Source organism: Neisseria sp. S1, assembly GCF_048060015.1.
Classification (GTDB): Bacteria; Pseudomonadota; Gammaproteobacteria; order Burkholderiales; family Neisseriaceae; genus Neisseria; species Neisseria arctica.
Map to the genome: position 1 here is coordinate 1 of NZ_JBLUPI010000030.1, position 2,636 is coordinate 2,636.

Genomic DNA, 2,636 nt, shown 5'->3' on the forward strand with positions numbered 1-2,636 from the left:
TTGCCGGTTTGGTTAAGGCAGGCCGCTACAAAAAAGTATCAGCCAGCTTTTATCCACCCGGTAGCCCCAGCAATCCCGTACCCGGTAAATGGTATGTGCGCCATGTAGGATTTTTGGGCGCGCATCCCCCTGCTGTGAAAGGCTTGGCGCCCATCAATTTTGCCGACGGCGAACAGTTCATTGAGTTTTCGGAAGTTGCCCACCGCCGTGCCGCTTCGATTTTCCGGCGGTTACGTGATTGGTTGATCGAGCAGTACGACATCGCTACCGCCGATAAGGTGGTGAGCGACTGGGAAATACGCGACATCGAAGAAACCGCTGCGTGGGGCAATCAGCCCGAACTTAACCCGGCATTTGCCGACCCTCAACCCCAACCCAACCCTAAAAACCATGAATCGATTAAGGAGACCGATATGGCGACCGATATGGCGACCGAAGAACAACTGGCGGCCGAAAAGGCTGCCCGTAAAAAAGCCGAGGCTGACGCCGCTCAAGCCAAGGCGGAATTGAAGAAGCTGCAGGATGAGCAGGAGCAAGCCTTGCGCGAGGCGGCGCACCAACAGAATGCCGAGTTTGCTGAAGGCTTGGTGAAAGATGGCCGTCTGAAACCTGCGGATAAAGATTTAATTGTGCAGGCTTTGGATTTTGCCGAACACCCAGCGCATTACACCGCTGATTTTGGCGAAAGCAAAAAGCCGTTATCCCAAGCCTTGCGTGAATTTTTACAAGCGGTGTTACCTCAACAATTGCCTGTGGGCGAAATGGCCAAAGCGAACACGGTGGCCTTTTCTGAACACATGAGCCATGACGAGCGTGCCACGGCTTTAATGAAAGCTGAAAACATCAGCTATGAAGAGGCGGCGCGCCGCACGGCCAATCTTTAATCAAAAGGATAGACAAGATGAGCAACAAACATTTAGCGGCTCTGCGTGAGCAAGATGAAGTGTTAACCAAAATTGCACTGGGCTACAAGCAAGGGGCATTTATTGGTGAACGCATTGCACCTGTGGTTTATACCACTAAGGAAGGCATTAAAGTGCCGAAGTTTGGGCGTGGGGCATTTGTGGAATACGACACCGAGCGTGCGGTGGGTGCGGCCAGCAACATCATCACTTTGGATCAAGGTGGCTATTTGCCTGTGGTGTTGGAAGAGCACGACTTGGCAGCAGGCGTGGATTATCGTGAGCAAGCAGAGGCACGCTTTGATTTGCACGCCAAAGCCACACGTCGTGTGACCGCAGGCATTCAGTTGAAGCAAGAGATTGAAACCGCCCGCTTAATTCAAGACAAAGCCGTGTATGAAAGCGGCCACAGCAAAGACTTGAGCAGCACTAAACAATGGAGTGTGGACGATTCTGACCCACTAACCGATATTGCCAATGCCAAAGAAGTGGTGCGTGCTGCTTGTGGTGTACGCCCGAGTGTGTTGGTGTTGGGTGCAAGTGTGTTTCACGCTTTAACCAAAAATCCAGCGTTACGCAACGCCCTTTCTGCCAACGCCGATAAAACCTTGCTTACTCGCGAGCAAATCACCCGCTTGCTGGATTTAGATGAAATCATCATTGGCGAAGCGGTATCCAGTGTAGACGGTCGCAAGCAGCCCAAAGATATTTGGGGCAATTTTGCTAGCTTGATTGTGCGACCCACCGCACAAAGTGCAGGTAATGATGAGGGTGAACCATCGTTTGCCTACACCTTTCGGCGCCATGGTATGCCAGTGGTTGATCGCTACGATGAGGTGGGCGGTAAAGTGGAATATGTGCGCTACACCGATATTCGCAAAGCTGCAGTGGTGGGTGGTGCTTGTGGCTTCCTGTTTGAAAAACCGATTGCTGTTTAATTAATGATTAAGGCCGTCTGAAGGGTTTCAGACGGCATAGGAGAAAACGATGACTCTACCAACGAAACAAGTGGTGTTAACCACAACTGTAAAAGCCACAGGCAAGGTGGTGGCCAATCGCTTCGTTACCTTTGCTGGCAAACAGGCATTGGCCAATGAAGCGGTATTGGGTGTGTCGCCTTATGACGCGGATGAGGGCGATACTTTAGCCGTGGATGTAGTGGGCATTGCAGTGGTAGAAGCTGGCGGTGCGGTAACAGTGGGTGCCAAAGTGGATACGGATGCGCAAGGCTGTGCAGTTACTCATGCTACAGGCGAAGCTGTAGGTACAGCATTAAGCACTGCAGCTGAGGCAGGTGATTTGATTCGTGTGTTATTGAAAGGCTAATTCATGCAAGTGTATATCGCAAAAACCCCTTTAATTCTCACTGCCGCTGATGGTACGCAATTCCGTGTGGAAGCTGGCGAAGCTGTCGAGCTGACACCTGAGCAATACGAATCAGTGGCCGCGCATGTGACTGCAACATTGACCACTGGGGAAGAACTGGATGCCCAACAGGCAGCAGCTCAAGAGCAAACGCCGTCTGATCCCGCATCTGTCGACGCTACACAGCTCAATCCAGCGGCCGAACCTGAAGTAAAACCCAAAACGCAACGCAAAACAAAGGTGGGCGAGTAATGTACATCAACGCCGAAAACATGTTTAAAGCGATGAGTAAAGCGGAATTGGTGCAGCTTACAAACGACGAACCGCGTGCCACTGAACCGGACATGGAGGTAGTGGATGAAGCCATCC

At 51.6% G+C, this 2,636-nt stretch carries 4 protein-coding genes; all 4 read left to right on the top strand.

The window, feature by feature from the left end:
* A partial coding sequence (locus ACEPPX_RS11595; RefSeq protein WP_416624163.1) for a 2-oxoacid:acceptor oxidoreductase occupies positions 1-884 on the top strand: 884 nt, incomplete at its 5' end.
* A 17-nt stretch (positions 885-901) separates the two neighbouring features.
* Positions 902-1,840, top strand: coding sequence for a hypothetical protein (locus ACEPPX_RS11600; protein ID WP_416624164.1), 939 nt, complete (start codon positions 902-904; stop codon positions 1,838-1,840).
* A 49-nt stretch (positions 1,841-1,889) separates the two neighbouring features.
* The gene (locus ACEPPX_RS11605; RefSeq protein WP_416624165.1) at positions 1,890-2,228 is read left to right on the top strand and encodes a DUF2190 family protein; all 339 of its coding nucleotides are present in this window, start codon (positions 1,890-1,892) and stop codon (positions 2,226-2,228) included.
* 3 nt (positions 2,229-2,231) lie between these two features.
* Positions 2,232-2,519, top strand: a complete 288-nt coding sequence (locus ACEPPX_RS11610; RefSeq protein WP_416624166.1) for a hypothetical protein — start codon at positions 2,232-2,234, stop codon at positions 2,517-2,519.
* Positions 2,520-2,636 lie beyond the last annotated feature (117 nt).

Excerpts from the sequence above, each read along its gene's own strand:
- ACEPPX_RS11600 (WP_416624164.1), top strand. The coding sequence starts at position 902 with ATGAGCAACAAACATTTAGCGGCTCTGCGTGAGCAAGATGAAGTGTTA.
- ACEPPX_RS11605 (WP_416624165.1), top strand. The coding sequence starts at position 1,890 with ATGACTCTACCAACGAAACAAGTGGTGTTAACCACAACTGTAAAAGCC.
- ACEPPX_RS11610 (WP_416624166.1), top strand. The coding sequence starts at position 2,232 with ATGCAAGTGTATATCGCAAAAACCCCTTTAATTCTCACTGCCGCTGAT.